This is a genomic window from Pedobacter lusitanus (genome assembly GCF_040026395.1).
Classification (GTDB): Bacteria; Bacteroidota; Bacteroidia; order Sphingobacteriales; family Sphingobacteriaceae; genus Pedobacter; species Pedobacter lusitanus.
In genome coordinates this window covers 997,245-1,014,495 of sequence record NZ_CP157278.1, presented here as the reverse complement: position 1 = coordinate 1,014,495, position 17,251 = coordinate 997,245, and the positions used below count along the sequence as shown (strand labels likewise).

Sequence of the window (17,251 nt, the reverse complement as noted above, 5' to 3'; positions counted from 1 at the left end):
GCATAAATGGAAATACTTCTGATCATAGTGCTTATTGCAAGTGTAATGGGTTTTTTATACTATTATCAAAGCAGAAAGAACAAAGATGGTTTTGAGAAGGTGCTCAGTCAGGTTGAACAAATGTCAGCTCATGATTATGAAGAGCAGGTGAGGGAAAAGCAGTTGCAGCTGGAGAAAACCAGACTGAAGAATATAGTCACAAAAGAGGCCTTTTTTTATTCGGGACAAGGTTGCTTTACCCGGTCAGGAAATCATAGGGACCAGACAAAGTATATCAAAATATACGTAGGTGAGGATCAGATGAGGGAATTTTATGCTGAGCCTTATTCTATTGCAGGGACTTATGATCATGATTACTATATTAAATATTTTGATGGAAAGCCTTATGTATCGCTAACACTGCTGCAAACCTTATATCTTTTTGATGAATCAAAGTGGCGTAAAGTATTAGCTCCGGTTGAATATACTGAAGGATTAGGCTATAACTTTTTAGAATTTCTACAGCTTTCATTGCCTGAGAGGCATCCGGATGATCAATGGCTGAAAGATAGAAGTTCAGGTACGTGTAATAGATTATATTTTAAGGACCTGACTACTGAAGAGATTTTGCGGGTGCCGGATTAGCTATTTGCTGAACGGCCTGATCAACTCTGTATTTATATCATATGCGTTTAATTATAGCCCTCTTTCGCTTTAAAGAGAGGCTATATATGTTATTTAACAGATAAATCATTTAAAAAATTCAGCATATCATTACCAATTTCTTTACAGTGGGTTTCAAGAGCAAAATGACCTGTATCATAAAACTTAACAATAGCCTTTGGCATATCACGCTTATACGCTTCAGCTCCGACAGGTAGAAAGTAGGGGTCCTTATTTCCCCAAACAGCTAAAAATGGAGGTTGGTATTTCCTGAAATATTCCTGAAAGCGGGGATATAATGCAACATTAGTTCTGTAGTCAAGCACTAAATCCAGCTGAATTTCAATATTTCCCGGGCGGTCTAAAAAGAATTGATCTAATGAATAGGCTTCCGGAGCGATCAGTGAAGGATTGGACGCGCCATGATAATACGAGAACCGCGTTGCTTCTTTAGATACGAAGTCTTTTAACGACTCACGATTTGCTTTGGTAGGATGCTCCCAGTAATTTCGAATGGGATTCCACTCGTCACTCAGACCTTCTTCGTATGCATTACCGTTCTGCGATATGATAGCTGTTATTTTTTCAGGATTTGCCATAGCGATCCTGAAGCCTGTCGGTGCGCCATAGTCAAAAACGTATAAGGCAAAGCATTTTATCTCCATTTTATCAATCAAAGCCTGAACAGTATTTGCCATGTTATCAAATGTATACTGAAACTGATCATGACTCTTAGCTTCCGAAAATCCGAAGCCTGGCAGGTCGGGTGCTATTATATGGTATTGTTCGCTCAAAATTGGTATCAGATTCCGGAACATATGTGATGAGGTTGGGTAGCCATGAAGTAATAGTATGACGGGAGCATCTTTAGTGCCTGCTTCGCGGTAGAAAATATCTAAGTTATTTACTTTGATACTCAAATATTGGATCTTGTTGTTTTTCATATTAATCTTATTTAGTGTTCTATGTTTTCATAAACCAAAAATAGGAGGTATATTTAAGCTCTGAAAACGATTAATAATGATTTGAATAATCATAAATAAAGATGAATACAAATGATTTAAAGATTTTCGAATCTGTTGCAGTTAATGCGAGTTTCACCAAGGCAGCTGAAGAGATGTTTACGGTTCAGTCTAATATAACCGCGAGAATAAAGAATTTGGAAAGTGAATTGAAAATAGAACTATTCACCCGTACATCCAGAAAAGTTATACTGACTGAAGAAGGTAAGATATTTTTGACATATAGCCGGAAAATAAATAGTTTGGCTAATGAAGTCAAGGAGCTTTTTAGTGCTCCTGATAGATTATCAGGTATCTTAAATATCGGTTGCATTGAAACGACGATGGCGCTAAAGGTACCGGGTGTGATCAATCATTTTACCAATCAGTATCCAGGTGTAACACTTAATTTTTCAACTGGTACATCTATAAAGCTTATTAGTGATGTATTAAACTTTAAACTTGATGCTGCTTTTGTCGTGGCACCGATATTTAATCCTGAACTTAGTTCACTGGTTATAAAAGAAGAAAAATTATCCATTATATCTTCGGTGAATCAGAGAGATTTGGGGCATCTTGGTATACAACCTGTGAAAATAGTGGTTTTTGATCAGGGTTGTAGCTATAGACAAAGACTTGAAACCTGGCTTAGTAATCAGGGGATTTTTAATTATCAATGCACTATCTTAAATACCTTAGAAGGGATTATTAATTTTGTAGAGGCAGGAGTCGGAATTACTGTGCTGCCGGAAGAACTTATAAGGAAACATTATGATCATCGTCAGTTGAACAGTCATCCTCTTGAAGGCGATTTAAGTACACTCACCACTGTACTGATCAACAGGATTGATATTGCGCTTCCTAAGACATTGCAGATGTTTAAAAGATATTTTGAAAATGATGCTGTGATAGCTAATGCCAGCTAAAACCGGAAAATACAGGTTATTCTATGTTTCAGCCAAAAACAGAATCTCCTTTTTGGCCGAGACATAGACCCCTTAATTTAAGTATCTGGGTTTATAAGGCATTATATACTTAAAGATCTCCGGTCTTTTTAATATATCCTTTATCTACACCGTCGTCAATGAGCTTTTCTGCAAAATCCCATATCACTGCCGACCCATGCTCAATTTTTCTTGTTTTTTGTATCACTGTGTCATAAGGCACATTATATTCTGTCCATGTACCTCCCTGGTTCGATGCATTCTGTAAGATAGGCTCAAATCTGTCCATAGAGTGCGCAAATCTGGCTTCAGGTGTATCTCCGGTCTCAAATTCTTCCCAGATTGCTATGAATTCTTTTGCTTGTTTTTCAGGTAATAAGCCAAATATCCTTTCAGCAGCTTTACGTTCAGCAACTGTATTGTCATGATTGATAATTGTATCATAGAGAAAAACATCACCCGAATCAATTTCTACCAGGTCATGAATCAATAACATTTTCAGAACCTTTAAAGTATCAACAGGCTCATTGGCGTGTTCTGCAAGAGTAAGCGCCATAAGCGCCAGATGCCAGCTGTGTTCAGCATCATTTTCTCTCCTGTCACTATTAAAAAGGCGGGTTTTCCGCTGAATATATTTCAGCTTGTCGATTTCGTGAATAAAAGCAACCTGCTGGAGTAATTTGTCTGAATTCATAATAAGATTAATAATCCTCAAATATAAATACGGAAAGCTATTATCATTAATGGATTCTCAAATATTACAAACCAGTGTAATTAGAGCGGTTTGATCCGGATCTTTTACCGGTCAATAAAAATTGTCCGGCTGACCGGAAATGTTTAACTTATACTTTATAAAAGATTTTGTCTGTTCCGCTTATTTTAACCTGATTTTAAAAAATGACCCGCGTTACATCATCAAACCAGAAATCGATACTGTTGTATCTGCTGCTGACTTTTCTGATCAGTGGTGTATTTTACTTTTTAATTATTTATAATGGTAAACTCAGTGCTGCTAATGGCCGTTATACTACTGGTCTGATGTGGTCTCCTGCATTTGCTGCTTTTATAACCTGTTTGCTATTGAAAATTGATATCCGAAGCCTGGGCTGGGAGTGGGGAAAGACAAAATATCAGGTTCAAAGCTATTTTCTGCCGCTTTTATATGCACTGATCGCTTATGTGTTTGTCTGGTGTACCGGCCTGGGAGGATTTTATAATACAAGCTTCGTTGGGGAAACTATGCTTTCTTTGAGATTAGGTAATTTACCACCCTGGATAACTATCATTATTTATTTTTTATTAACCGGTGGTTTGGGGATTTTTAAAAGCATGGCCAATGCGCTGGGTGAAGAGATTGGCTGGAGAGGTTTCCTGGTACCAAGACTATATAATGACTACGGGTTTACAGTTACGTCGATTGTTACCGGACTGATCTGGGGTTTATGGCATTATCCAATATTGCTTTTTGCAGATTATCATAGCGCAACCCCGCCATGGTATGCACTGAGCTGTTTTACCTTAATGACAGGAAGCATGGGTTTTATGTATACATGGTTTAGAATCCGTTCCGGTAGTTTGTGGACAGCAGTTTTGTTGCATGCCAGTCATAACCTGTTTATACAATCTTTTTTTAGCCCGATAACTACTGATAATGGAAAAACGGCTTTTTATATTGATGAATTTGGTATTGTTTTACCTGTGATCTCCGTAATTATAGCGGTAATTTGCTGGTTAAACCGGAAAAAGTTAATACCAAAAATTAATATGAATGTTTCTTGAATGCCATCTGGTAACATGATTTGATTTAACTATTGTTTTATGTGAAATTTTGTTGAAATAATAGATATATTTGGTTTCAGCCTCGTGAAACAGAGTATGGATTTCTATGAATTTTCAGCATACAGTAAGTTATCAGATGATGAACTGGCAGTTTTGCTCAGATCAGGTGATCAGATTGCTTTTACTGAAATCTATGAGCGGTATAAATCCCTGCTGCACCGGCATGCGTATAAATGGATGCAGGACAGAGATGATGCTAAAGATATTGTGCATGAAGTATTCTCCAATCTGTGGACTAAACGGGAAACGCTGACCTATACTGCAAATCTTGGCCCTTTTCTTTATGCTTCTGTGCGTAACAGAATATTTAACCTGCTGGCTCATAAGCGTATTGCTTCTGCTTATCTGTCTTCATTACAACAGATTGCGGATAATGGAGCGTATATTACTGATCAGGCAATGAGAGAAAAGGAACTTCGTTTGATTATTGATAAAGAAGTTTCAGGACTCCCGCAAAAGATGCAGGAGGTATTTAAGCTCTCCAGAAATGAAAGTTTTAGTCATCGGGAAATTGCCCGGAAACTGGATTTATCGGAGCAGACAGTCCGAAAACACATACAACATGCTTTGAAAATACTGAGAGTTAAACTGGGTATTTTCTTTCTTCTTTTTCTTTTTTTTGCCTCTTAAATGATTGCTGATTTGCAGCTTTTCTCTGTATTCATTACTTCAGCAATTTTATTTTAAATTGTTTTACCCCATGAGCCTTTCTCAACTGTATCTTATTTAGTAGCTAAATCTATTTAATGTAGTAGTGAAAAAAATATGGATGAAGAAGAACTTCAGTCGCTTTTAAAGAAATATGTTGATGACAGATGTACGGATGAGGAAAAGGCTTTATTAGAGACCTGGTTTCTCAGATATGAACCTCATGAGGTTCCGGAGCTGACGGAAAATGAAAGGGAACAGGATCTGTCAGCGGTATGGAATCATCTTGAAACTGAATCTGACAGACCGGCGGGAAGATCCCGTCTGGTCCCTTATTTATCTGCAGCAGCGATTCTGCTGTTAAGCGGCTTAGCGTTGTTTTTTTACCGCCATAATCCTCAGGTAGCAGTTAAAGCAGAAAGTTCATATGCCAATGATGTTCCATCGGGCAAGAATAAAGCTTATTTAACTCTTGGAAATGGGAAAAAGGTTTCATTAAATGATGCAGTTAATGGTAATGTTATACAACAGGAAGGTGCGGAGGTTATTAAAACGGGAGATGGTTTGCTGGTCTATAAAGATAAAGGAAAGGGTGATAACACTGCAGTTCCCAATACTGTTGAAACTCCACAAGGGGGGCAATGGCAGCTGAATTTGCCGGATGGCACCAGGGTATGGTTAAACTCAGCTTCCAGATTAACTTATCCGTCAACTTTTTCCGGGCTCAAAACCCGTCGTGTGACTTTGAGTGGAGAGGCCTATTTTGAGGTAACCCCTGATAAATCAAAACCCTTTATCGTAATCACTGAAAAGCAGGTTGCTGAAGTACTGGGAACTCACTTTAATATCAATAGCTATAGTGATGAACCTGCAACCAAAACAACCTTACTGGAAGGCGCGATCAAAGTGTCCATGAATAAAAGCTTTGAAATTTTAAAGCCCGGGCAGGAAGCTGCCGTTTCGGATAAGATAAGTGTAGCTCATGTAGATACTGATAATGCTGTAGCATGGAAAAACGGCGATTTCATTTTTGGACAGCAGGATTTCAGAACCACAATGCGCCAGCTGTCGAGATGGTATAATATAGATGTTGTTTATGATGATTCGGCACCGGATGAGGTAAAGCTCCATGGATGGATATCGCGTAGTAAAAGCGTAGTGTCTGTTTTAAAGGTAATGGAACTTACCGGTGAAGTACATTTTAAAGTCAGAGGAAGGAGGGTAGTGGTGACTAAATAAGGAAAAAAACCAGAAGCTTAATACTCCTGGTTTAAGCCTGGTAATTAATAAAAATAATAATTAACCTGCGAGATGCCCCTGCTTCGAAACATAAAGGCAAATCGTAAAACCGACCTAAACAAATGTATAAAATATATACCAAGAAAAATGGTATGGGGTTCTCTCATGCCCATAAATTCCTTTTGTGTATGAGATTGACAATCATCATATTAATAGCAACTTTTATGCAGGTGAGTGCTGCTGGCTATGCACAGCGGATCTCCCTCAATGAGCGGAATGTTTTAATCGAAAAAGTCTTTAAAGAGATCCGTCATCAAACGGGTTACGACTTTATTTTCAACCCTGATATTATTCAGCAGAATAAAAGGATAAATATCAAAGTAAACAATGCGACTCTTGAAGAGACGTTGAATATTTGTCTGGATGGATTGCCTCTGACTTACACGATAGAGGAAAAAACTGTAGTGATTAAGCGTGGTGAAAATCGCTCTGCTGGCAATTCTATTAAAATAGTGGATTCGGTAAGCTACAGAGGAAGGGTTACCGAGGAGTCTGGTTTACCAATCGTTGGTGCTACTGTACGCGTTAAGGGAAAAAATAAAGGTGCAATCACCGATGCGGATGGGAAATTTTCAATTTCAGGATTTTCTGGACCTCAGGTTTTGATATTCTCTTATCTCGGGTTTGAAACACGGGAGATTCCTGCAGCTTCAGGTATAATGAATGTGGTTTTAAAAAGCTCACCGGGTGAACTGAATGAAGTACTTGTCGTTGCTTATGGAACTGTGAAAAAATCCAGTTTTGTAGGTTCATTGTCTCAGATTAAAGGAGAACAACTCGAGAACAGACAGGTATCCAATATTGGGAAAGCATTACAGGGACTGGCACCAGGTGTACAGGTTGCTTCATCCAGTGGACAGCCTGGTACAAATGCCACTATCAGAATCAGGGGTATAGGTTCAATCAATGCCTCAAGCGATCCGTTATATGTAGTTGATGGTGCACCTTTTCAGGGAAATATTAACTCGATCAATGTAAATGATATAGCTTCTGTCAGTATTCTGAAAGATGCATCTTCAAGTGCTCTGTATGGCTCAAGAGGAGCTAATGGTGTAATTATTATTACCACAAAGACAGGCAGGATTTCTGATGAACCACGTATTAATGCAAGTTTCAGCCGCGGTATTTCCAACCGTGCGGTTCAGGATTATAAGCAGATGAATACAGATCAGTATTTTGAGAGTTACTGGCTCGCATTGAAAAATAAACAACTGACCAATGGTTTAACTGATGCGCAGGCAAGTACGAGTGCAAGCAGCAGGATAACCAAAGCTTTGGGAATCAATCCATATGGTGCAGCTTATCCGCAGCCGGTGGGTCTGGATGGTAAAATCGTTCCGGGAGCTGCGCCTTTATGGGATGATAAGTGGAGTGATTATTTAGAGAGAAATGCAAGTCGTACACAAGCAGATTTAAGCTTTAGCGGTGGTAATGAGAAGAGCCAGTATTATATCTCTGGTGGTTATCTGGATGATAAGGGGATTGCTATAGGTTCCGGCTTTAGAAGATATAATGCCAGAGTGAATCTGACTACACAGGCTAAAAAATGGCTTAAAGCGGGATTAAATCTTTCTGCTTCGAACTCTAAACAGGATTATCCTCAGTCTGAGGATAGCAATACAGCGAATGTTATTCTCGTATCCAGATCTATACCGAGTTTTTATCCTGTCTATCAGCGTAATGCTGATGGCTCTTTTGTCTACGATGAGAAAGGTAATAAAGCATTTGATTTTGGTAATTACAGACCAAGTTCAGCCATGCCAAGGTCTAATCTTGCCGCTACGGTAGATTTGGATAAAAATGAGATCTTAACAGATAATGCCTCTGCAAGAGCATTTCTGGAAGCTGGAATTTTACCGGGATTGAAATTTAAAACATCTTACAGCGGTGATTATAAAAATATCAGCAGACATTTTTATACTAATCCTTTATATGGAGATGATGCGCCAATCAGAGGCTCTGTTTCAAAGTCCAGTAACCGGGAGTATTCATGGACCTGGAATAATATCTTCACTTATGAAAAGACTTTCAATGAAGATCACCACCTGAACCTGCTTGGGGGGCACGAGTTCTTTAGCAGAAATATCCGCCAGATATCCGGCAGTCGCCAGGGTTTTGTATTACCTGATTTGTACGAGCCTGATGCAGCAGCACAATTAAATGAATTTGGAGGTTATGCTGATAATTACAGATTGTTAAGTTTTTTAGGCAGAGCTGAATATGATTATAAAAATAAATACTTCTTTTCAGGGTCATTACGTACTGATGGTTCGTCGAGGTTTTCGCCTGAAACCAGATGGGGAACATTCTGGTCTCTTGGTGGATCATGGAGAGCCTCAAAGGAAGATTTTCTAAAAGACTCCGGCTGGTTAAGCAATCTGACTTTAAGAGCAAGTTACGGCGCACAGGGAAATGATGATATTGGTACTTACTACGCTTACGATGGTTTATATGCTATCTATAACAACCTAAGTGAAAATGGATTAGTAACTAAACGTCTGGCTACGCCAAATCTGAAATGGGAAACTAATCTGAACCTTAATATAGGTATAGATTTCGGGATTTATAAAGACCGTATATCCGGTTCGGTAGAGTATTTTAACCGGGCTTCCAAAAATTTACTGTTTAGTCTGCCAAAAGCACTCTCAACTGGTTTCGGGTCTATTGATGCAAATATTGGCGCATTAAAAAATACTGGTATAGAAGTGCAGATCAATGCTATCCCTGTAATGACAACTAACTTTAAATGGACTTTAAATGTTAATGCAACGCATTATAAAAATAAAATCACACAGCTGCCACAGAATAACCAGATTGTAGGAACTAAATTACTGAGGGTTGGTGGTTCTATTAATGATTTCTATATTAGAGAGTGGGCAGGAGTAGATCCGGCAAACGGAGATCCGCTGTGGTATACCAATAATGATAAAGGTGAAAAAGTAACCACAAATGATTATACAAAAGCTGCATTTTATATTGAAGGCAGCTCTCTGCCGGATTTATTAGGCGGGGTAACCAATACCATTAACTATAAGCAATTTGAATTATCAGCTATGCTGGCTTATAGTCTTGGTGGAAAGGTACTGGATCGTGATTACGCTTCATTGTTACAAAATGGTAACCGTAGCGGAGGATCATGGTCTGCTGAAATATTAAATCACTGGACACCGGAAAACCCTAATACTGATGTGCCAAGATTGACCACAGATAACCTTGGCTGGACACAAACGTCTACCCGTCAGTTGTACAGTGCTACATATGCGCGTTTAAAAGCTGTAACGCTGGGATATAATTTATCAAAGAGTTTATCTGGCAGACTTGGGGTTCAGAACCTGAGATTTACACTGACCGGTGAAAACCTGCTTACTTTTTACGGGCATAAGGGAATGGATCCTGAACAAACCATTAATGGTTCAACGTATTTCAGATATCCTGCAATGCGGACTTTTTCTGCTGGAATCAACGTGACTTTTTAATTATGACTTTTAATTATTTCAATATGAAGACCAGAATAATTACTTCAATAATGGTAGGTGCTTTCCTTTTATCCTTTACAGGATGCAAGAAAGAACTAACCACAAGCTCAAGCCAGGACGTACCTGAATCTGCGATTTATAAGGATGTAGCTAATATAGAGGCTGTTTTAAACGGAACCTGGGCCTATATGAATGAAGAATTCTTTACCTATGCTAACCCAGGTTATTCTACAATATTAAGAACCAGTGATGCGATGGGGAGTGATGTTGCTGTCAATCCCAATAAATATGGTTTTGCGGATGCCTACGCTTTTAATGGTGCTAATAATCAGGGCCGTTTGGAAGCTATATGGACTATTTTGTACAAAGTGATCAATAATTGCAATAATATCATTACCAAAATTGATGCATCAAGCGGATCGGCTGATAAAAAGGCACAGGTTAAAGGACAGGCACTGGCTTTAAGGGCCAATAGCTATTTGAATTTAGCAACTTATTATCAGTTCTCTTATCTTAAAGATCCACAGGCAAAGGCAGTGCCTGTTTATACTGAGCCAACAGTAGCTGGTACTGAAGGTAAGCCAAAGTCTAGTCTGGAAGATGTCTATAAATTGATTACTGCTGATCTTACGCAGGCAGAAACATTGCTGGCTAAATATTCAAGATCGGCTAAATTCAAAATTAATATAGATGTGGTGCATGGCCTGCAAGCCAGAACTTATCTGAACATGGGTAAATGGGCACTTGCGGCCCAAAAGGCAGGGGCGGCCAGAGCAGATTATACTTTTATGGCACCAGCAGATTACTATCTTGGATTTAACGATTTGAGTAATAATGAGTGGATTTGGGGACAGGGACAGACTCCTAATCAAAGCAATGCGAGTTATGCTTTTCAGTATCTGGATGTAAGTTCTGAATCAGCCTATTATTACAGTTTTATGGCTGATCCTAATTTTAAAACATTATTTGATGATTCTGATATCAGAACAAAATTGTTTGCGTGGGATAATCTGCCAGGCAGAGAAGGTTTTCTGCGTTATGCTAAATTTAAACTCCGTGTTGATCAGACAGGGGATATAGTGCTGATGCGTTCTGCTGAAATGGTATTAATACAGGCAGAAGGATTTGCCAGAAACTCTGATCTGACTACTGCGGTTCAATATTTAAATGAATTACGTACTGCCAGAAAAGCTATTCTTTTTGACCTCGCCGGAAAAAGTGCGGATGATGTAATCAATGCTATCCTGATAGAAAGAAGGAAAGAGCTATGGGGTGAAGGTTTTGCATTATCTGATATCTTAAGAACACAGGGATCTGTAAAACGGTCTCCATATCTGGATGAAAACGGACAGCCTAAAATGGTAACGATTACTACTCCGGACGGACAGACTAAAACTGTGCAGGCAGAACAGCATACCACATTGAGATTCCCTGATAAATCGGCCTTTAAACCTAACAGCCCATATTATTTATTTAATATTCCACAGCTGGAATTAAATGCGAATCCAAATCTTAATAATTAATTGTTTAAGATGTTTTTTACAGAAATGGCCGGAATTTAACCGGCCATTTTTTATGACAGAGGTTTCATGAACAGATGTCAATTCTTTTTTTGATCTTGTTGCAGATAATCAATAAGAGAGAAATCAAATTAGCCATGAATAGATTTAAACCGCTCGCTTACGCAGCAGCCGGACTTTTGATAGGTCTGGTTAATTTGTCTTATAGTCAGGTAGTATCGGGTAAGCGGCAGGCTATTCCAGACGGAAACCGGCAGCTCATACTAACAGAACCGGCAGAGTTATTTATGCCCGGGCTCGTTTCTACAAAAAATGCCGATGTTAAAATCACGTTTAGTCCTGACGGTAAACATATGTTGTGGGGTGGGATAGACTGGCTGGAAGACCGGAAAGATATGGATATATGGCAATCCGTTGAGGTTAATGGTCAATGGACAAAACCTGAAAGAGTAACATTTGATACTGACTCCAATGATTTTGATCCGTTCTTTTCTCCGGATGGCAGTGGCGTTTATTTTTTCTCTAATCGTTCTGGTGGTTTTGGAGGGGATGATATTTACTTTGCTTCTTATAATAAAGAAAGCGACCGGTTTGCAGAGCCGGTAAATTTGGGACCAGAGATTAATACTTCTGAAAACGAATGGGCACCGGTCACAAATGCAAAAGGTAATAAGTTTATCTTTTCTTCCAATGGCCATGGAGGATATGGCGGGCAGGATTTATTTGTATGCAGTATTTCGCAGACCAATACCCGGGATTCATCCGGTCAAAGTGCAATTTCGGTTTTTGGAAAGCCACTTTTCTTTAGCAAAGCTGTTAATCTTGGCCCTTCAATAAATAGTGCGGATAATGATTTTGATGCAGTTGTATTACCTGATGAAACCATTGTATTCACAGCTGAAAAAATGAAAACATCCACAGATAAGAAGGCAGATTTGTATATTTCTTATTATAACTCAGCTGGATACAGTCCTGCGGTAAAATTACCTGAACAAATAAATTCACCTGAATTCTGGACCTTTGGGCCATCTGTGAATCTTACAGAACCAAATTATCTTTACTTTAGTTCACATCAGGCTAAAAGTATGGGCCGCACAGATATTTACAGAATAAAGTTTAAAATGATTGATAATTTACGTTATAGAAAATAACCATCTAAATGAATAAGACTATCCAGCGCGATCATCAGACAACTAATAAAATATTTGATAACAGAAGTTTAGAGAAAGACTATGCAACCCTGATTCCTTTGCTGAAAAATGGTTTGCGTGTACTGGATATTGGTTGTGGAACGGGGGCAATATCCAAAGATATTGCAGAGCGGGTAGGGCTTGCTGGTTCTGTCACCGGGATTGATAATACAGAAAAGTTTATCACCAGTGGGAAAGAAAGCTATAAAACCACCCTGAATCTGGAACTTATTCATCAGGACTTATTTAGTTATGAATCTGAAGAGAAGTTTGATTTGATTGTTTCTGCCCGTACTTTACAATGGCTGAATAATCCAAAAGAAGCATTAATCAAACTTAAAACATTGTTAAAGCCTGGCGGGTGGCTTTCTGTACTGGATTATAATCACGAACAGCTGAGCTGGGAGCCCCGACCACCACAAAGCATGCAGCTTTTTTATCAGACTTTCTTAAAATGGCGGGCAGATGCGGGAATGAATAATCATATTGCTGATGATCTGTCCGGTTATTTTGCAGAAACTGGTTATCATGCAATTGAAGTGTTTAACGCTGATGAGGTCTATCAGAAAAATGAGATGAACTTTTTACAGCGGATTGGAATATGGTCAAAAGTTGCGGGCTCAACACAAATGGTTGAAGAGGGATATCTTGAAGATGAATTGCGATTAAAAGCAATTGAAGAATATGATCAGTGGATAGTATCTGATGCCGTACTAATGGTAATGAAGTTAAAAGAAGTAAGAGGGAGAGTTTAAGTACAATCTGTAATCATTAATTTATAAGAACGGGATATTGACGGAATTTCCAAAAGACATCAGATTTAAACAAAAAACAGAGCAGGTTAACCAATGGCAATGACAAAACCTCCTGTGATTCTACATATTAAAGTAGAATTTGCAAATTGTTGCATCTATTTTTGCAATATATGACGGCATAGAATTTTTTTAAATTAAATTTGCGCCATAAAAACATACCATGATTTATTTCTTCTCCAACGAGCTTAATACTGTTTTTGCTTTACAATCCGAGCAAACTCTCTCATCGTCAGATATTTCAAAGTTAACTTGGCTGTTTGGCGGGGCCCAATTCAAACAAGAAACCGTTTTAACGGGCTTCTTTATTGGTCCGCGTGCTGCAATGATAACTCCATGGAGCACGAATGCTGTTGAAATTACCCAGAATATGGATATTCAGGGAATCATCAGAATTGAGGAGTTTAAAAATACGACTGCAGACTTTACTGATTTTGATCCGATGCTTTTCCAAAAGTACAATGAACTTAATCAGGATATCTATACCATTAGTCTTCAACCGGAAGCTATTCTGGAAATCGAAGATATAGCAGCGTATAATAAACAGGAAGGACTTTCATTAAGTGATGAAGAAGTAGATTATTTAAATAAGTTAGCAGAAAAACTTGGACGTAAATTAACAGACTCTGAAGTATTCGGTTTTTCTCAGGTAAATTCAGAACACTGCCGTCACAAGATTTTCAACGGTACATTTGTTATTGATGGTATAGAACAGCCTTCATCTCTGTTTAAACTGATTCGTAAAACATCTGAGGCAAATCCTAACGGGATTGTTTCAGCTTATAAAGATAACGTAGCCTTTGTTAAAGGCCCGAGAGTACAGCAGTTTGCTCCTAAAAGAGCAGATGAGCCTGACTACTATGAACTGAAAGATTTTGATTCAGTAATCTCACTGAAAGCAGAAACTCATAATTTTCCTACTACAGTAGAGCCTTTTAATGGTGCTGCTACCGGTTCAGGAGGGGAGATCAGAGACAGGCTGGCTGGCGGACAAGGTTCATTACCTTTAGCCGGAACAGCGGTTTATATGACTTCTTTTTCCCGTCTGGAAGAAAATCGCCCATGGGAAAAAGCAGTGAATGAAAGAGACTGGTTATACCAGACGCCAATGGATATCTTAATTAAAGCTTCAAACGGAGCTTCAGATTTTGGTAATAAATTTGGTCAGCCATTAATTACCGGTTCAATTCTGACTTTTGAGCATGAAGAAGATGCAAGAAAGCTGGGTTATGATAAAGTAATTATGCAGGCCGGTGGAGTTGGTTACGGAAAAGCTGATCAGGCAAAAAAAGAAAAACCTTCAGTAAATGATAAAATCGTTGTACTGGGTGGGGAAAATTATAGAATAGGAATGGGTGGTGCTGCTGTATCATCAGCAGATACAGGAGCCCTGGGTTCGGGTATTGAGCTGAATGCAATTCAGCGTTCTAATCCTGAAATGCAGAAAAGAGTTGCCAATGCAGTACGTGGTATGGTAGAAAGTGATCACAATACGATTGTTTCTATTCATGATCATGGTGCAGGTGGTCACCTGAACTGTTTATCAGAACTGGTTGAAGAAACCGGTGGAAAAATTGATCTGGATAAATTGCCGGTTGGTGACCCGACGCTTTCAGCAAAAGAAATTATTGGTAACGAATCTCAGGAACGTATGGGATTGGTTATTGGCCAGGAAAATATCGCAACACTGCAGAAAATTGCTGACCGTGAAAGAGCTCCGATGTATACTGTGGGAGATGTAACCGGAGACCACCGTTTTACTTTTGAGTCTGCTACCAACGGATCTAAACCAATGGATCTGAAAATGGAAGATATGTTTGGCAGCTCTCCTAAAGTAGTTATGCAGGATAATACGATAGACAGGAAATATAAGGCAGTAACTTATCATACTGCCGAACTGAATACTTATCTGGAGCAGGTGTTGCAATTAGAGGCTGTAGCCAGTAAAGACTGGTTAACCAATAAGGTTGACCGTTGTGTGGGTGGCCGTGTAGCTAAACAACAATGTGCAGGTCCTTTACAACTACCATTGAATAACTGTGGTGTAATGGCGCTTGATTTTCAAGGTAAAGATGGTATTGCGACTTCAATAGGGCATGCACCGCTTTCAGCATTGATTGATCCTGCTGCGGGTAGCAGAAATGCAATTGCAGAATCACTGTCTAACCTGGTATGGGCTCCTTTAAAAGATGGTTTGGAAAGTGTTTCTCTTTCTGCCAACTGGATGTGGGCATGTAAAAACGAAGGTGAAGATGCACGTTTATATAAAGCAGTTAAAGCCTGTTCGGAGTTTGCTATCAGTTTAGGTATTAATATTCCGACCGGTAAAGACTCTTTGTCAATGAAACAGAAATATAAAGATGGTGAAGTTATCGCTCCAGGTACAGTGATTATCTCTGCTGCTGGCCATTGTGATGATATTACCGCAGTTGTAGAACCTGTTTTACGTAAAAACGGCGGAGCTATCTATTATATCAATCTTTCTGCAGACCGTTATAAATTAGGTGGTTCATCATTTGCCCAGATCTTAAACAAGGTTGGTACTGAGACCCCTGATATGCTGGATGCAGCACAATTCAAGACAACTTTTAATACTATACAGAGTTTGATTAAAGCCGGTAAAATTGAGGCCGGACATGATATAGGCAGTGGTGGTTTGATTACTACACTTTTAGAGTTATGTTTTGCAGATCGTAATCTGGGTGCAGCTCTTGATTTGTCTGCTTTAGGTGATCAGGATATTATTGAAACACTTTTCGCTGAAAATATTGGTATCGTATTCCAGGCTGATAAATCTGCTGAAGCAGTTCTTGAAGCCAATGGGGTAGTTTATCATCAGATAGGTACAGTGATTGAGCAGGCTGAACTGACAGTTAAAAATGCATCAGGTAACTGGAGCTTTGATATTGATCATTTACGTGATGTATGGTTTAAAACTTCTTATCTGCTTGATCAGAAACAAAGCGGTCCGGTTAAAGCCAGAGAACGTTTTGATAACTATAAAAACCACGTATTAAATTATAACTTTCCTTTAAGTTTTGATGGAAAGAAACCAGTTATCGATCCTGCCAAACCAAGACCAAAAGCTGCAGTTATCCGTGAAAAAGGTAGTAACTCTGAAAGAGAATTAGCTAATGCGATGTATTTAGCTGGTTTTGATGTTAAAGATGTCCATATGACTGATTTAATCTCAGGCAGAGAAACACTGGAAGACATCCAGTTTATAGGTGCAGTTGGTGGATTCTCTAACTCAGATGTGTTAGGATCGGCCAAAGGCTGGGCAGGAGCTTTCTTATACAATGAGAAAGCAAAGAATGCACTGGAAAACTTCTTTAAGCGTGAGGACACTTTATCCGTAGGTATCTGTAATGGTTGTCAGTTATTTGTAGAGCTTGGTTTGATTAATGAAGATCATGAAGAAAAACCTAAGATGTTACATAACGATAGTGCCAAGCATGAGAGTGGTTTTACCTCATTAACCATACAGGAAAACAATTCTGTAATGCTTTCTACGCTGGCAGGAAGTACTTTAGGTGTATGGATTTCACATGGTGAAGGTAAATTCCAGCTTCCATATGCAGAAGACAGCTATAATATCGTATCTAAATATGCCTATGAAAGCTATCCTGCTAATCCTAACGGGTCGGATTATAATACAGCAATGTTATGTGACAAGACAGGAAGACATCTGGTTATGATGCCGCATATTGAGCGTTCGTTGTTCCAATGGCACTGGGCTAATTATCCACAGGGACGTAAAGACGAAGTTTCTCCATGGATGGAAGCTTTTGTGAATGCAAGAGAATGGATTGAGAAATTAGAGAAATAGCCTGTTCTGAAACAATAGGTTGAAATTCATAACGGCCTGATTATTATATTT

Annotated in this window: 12 protein-coding genes; 10 read left to right on the top strand and 2 right to left on the bottom strand. The window is 38.8% G+C overall.

The features are described from left to right. Positions 1–6 precede the first annotated feature (6 nt). The gene (locus PL_RS04440; RefSeq protein ID WP_041878179.1) at positions 7–624 is read left to right on the top strand and encodes a hypothetical protein; all 618 of its coding nucleotides are present in this window, start codon (positions 7–9) and stop codon (positions 622–624) included. Between the two features lie 89 nt (positions 625–713). Here the strand turns inward: PL_RS04440 and PL_RS04435 are convergent, their stop codons facing one another. Further along, a complete protein-coding gene (locus PL_RS04435) occupies positions 714–1,586 on the bottom strand; it encodes an alpha/beta fold hydrolase (protein WP_348621086.1) in 873 nt (290 codons plus the stop codon). Positions 1,587–1,687: 101 nt separating this feature from the next. Between PL_RS04435 and PL_RS04430 the strand changes: the two genes are divergently transcribed. Next, entirely contained in the window at positions 1,688–2,569 is an 882-nt protein-coding gene (locus PL_RS04430; protein ID WP_041878177.1) for a LysR family transcriptional regulator, read from the top strand. A 109-nt stretch (positions 2,570–2,678) separates the two neighbouring features. Here PL_RS04430 and PL_RS04425 read toward each other — a convergent pair whose 3' ends face one another. Beyond that, on the bottom strand, positions 2,679–3,281 hold the full coding sequence (locus tag PL_RS04425; RefSeq protein ID WP_041878176.1) for an HD domain-containing protein: 603 nt from the start codon (positions 3,279–3,281) through the stop codon (positions 2,679–2,681). Between the two features lie 203 nt (positions 3,282–3,484). Between PL_RS04425 and PL_RS04420 the strand changes: the two genes are divergently transcribed. The 8 genes from PL_RS04420 (at position 3,485) to purL (ending at position 17,200) form a co-directional block, all read left to right on the top strand. Next, positions 3,485–4,366, top strand: coding sequence for a CPBP family intramembrane glutamic endopeptidase (locus tag PL_RS04420; protein ID WP_041878175.1), 882 nt, complete (start codon positions 3,485–3,487; stop codon positions 4,364–4,366). Between the two features lie 96 nt (positions 4,367–4,462). Beyond that, positions 4,463–5,056: an RNA polymerase sigma factor gene (locus tag PL_RS04415; protein ID WP_041878174.1), complete on the top strand. Its 594-nt coding sequence runs from the start codon at positions 4,463–4,465 to the stop codon at positions 5,054–5,056. A gap of 135 nt (positions 5,057–5,191) precedes the next feature. After that, the gene (locus PL_RS04410) at positions 5,192–6,313 is read left to right on the top strand and encodes a FecR family protein (protein WP_041878173.1); all 1,122 of its coding nucleotides are present in this window, start codon (positions 5,192–5,194) and stop codon (positions 6,311–6,313) included. A 122-nt stretch (positions 6,314–6,435) separates the two neighbouring features. Next, positions 6,436–9,849 (top strand): TonB-dependent receptor, encoded by a 3,414-nt coding sequence (locus PL_RS04405; RefSeq protein WP_160292059.1) that lies wholly within the window; start codon positions 6,436–6,438, stop codon positions 9,847–9,849. 23 nt (positions 9,850–9,872) lie between these two features. Next, a complete protein-coding gene (locus tag PL_RS04400) occupies positions 9,873–11,372 on the top strand; it encodes a RagB/SusD family nutrient uptake outer membrane protein (protein WP_052496039.1) in 1,500 nt (499 codons plus the stop codon). A 134-nt stretch (positions 11,373–11,506) separates the two neighbouring features. Further along, positions 11,507–12,520 (top strand): TolB family protein, encoded by a 1,014-nt coding sequence (locus PL_RS04395; RefSeq protein ID WP_160292058.1) that lies wholly within the window; start codon positions 11,507–11,509, stop codon positions 12,518–12,520. A gap of 8 nt (positions 12,521–12,528) precedes the next feature. After that, positions 12,529–13,314 carry a class I SAM-dependent methyltransferase gene (locus PL_RS04390; protein ID WP_052496035.1) on the top strand — a complete coding sequence of 262 codons (786 nt, stop codon included), beginning with the start codon at positions 12,529–12,531 and terminating at the stop codon, positions 13,312–13,314. Positions 13,315–13,534: 220 nt separating this feature from the next. Next, on the top strand, positions 13,535–17,200 hold the full coding sequence (gene purL, locus PL_RS04385; protein ID WP_041878171.1) for a phosphoribosylformylglycinamidine synthase: 3,666 nt from the start codon (positions 13,535–13,537) through the stop codon (positions 17,198–17,200). Positions 17,201–17,251 lie beyond the last annotated feature (51 nt).